A 799-nucleotide genomic window follows, 5' to 3' on the forward strand; every position below is an offset into this window, starting at 1 on the left:
GTTCCGGCTCGCCGGCCTCGCGCTCGCCGGCGATCGCCGTCAGGAGGACGGCCCGCTGGCGCCGGGCGGTCGGCTTGTCGATCAGGCCGAGGGAGGAGCGCCGCTCGATGGTCTCCAGGGCCGAGCCCCAATCGCCGTCGGCGGATTGCGCCTCCAGCATCGCCTCGTTGGCCCAGGTCACGCTCGGGGCGAGGCGGGCTGCCTCCACCGCGTAGGCGCGGGCGGCTGTCTCGTCCTCGCGGCGGCGCGCCTCCACGAACAGGCCGCGCAGGCCGAGCACCCGGGTCTCGGGGTCGTCGACCATGCGCTGGAAGGCGCTCTCGGCGGCGTCGCGGTCACCGGAGATCTGTGCCGCCTGGGCCTTGAGCAGGAGGGTCAGCGCCTCGGGCAGGCCGATCACGCCGCGCACGATCGCCCAGAGCAGGCCCAGGACGATGGCCGCGGCGATCACGCCGACCAGGGCGACCGCGAGGCTGGTGCCGATCTGGTAGCCGTTCCAGACGACGGTGACGGTGCCGGGCCGGTCGGCGATCCAGACCGCCCCGAAGGCGGCGAGTGCGAGCAGGGCCAGGAAGGCGAGGGCGCGCCACATGGGGTCAGTGTCTCCTGTCGGCGGCCGCCGGGCGGCCACCGCTGGGTGCGGGAGAGGCGGGGCGCCTGGGCGCCCGACCGGAGAAGATGCAGCCGCGCGACGCGCGGGTCGACGCCGTCACTGTCTAGCGGCCGGACGCCGCCGGGGCGGCACCGGAGGCCGCATCCGTCGGCAGGGCCTTGAAGGCGCCGGCGAGCAGGGCCCGAA

At 75.8% G+C, this 799-nt stretch carries 1 protein-coding gene; it reads right to left on the minus strand.

The features are described 5' to 3' along the window. Window positions 1-592, minus strand: a 592-nt coding sequence (locus FV228_RS31305; protein ID WP_348645078.1) for a heme biosynthesis HemY N-terminal domain-containing protein, incomplete at its 3' end; no start/stop codon positions are given. Window positions 593-799 lie beyond the last annotated feature (207 nt).

The sequence above is a fragment of the Methylobacterium sp. WL18 genome (assembly GCF_008040015.1).
In the GTDB taxonomy this organism is placed as follows: Bacteria; Pseudomonadota; Alphaproteobacteria; order Rhizobiales; family Beijerinckiaceae; genus Methylobacterium; species Methylobacterium mesophilicum.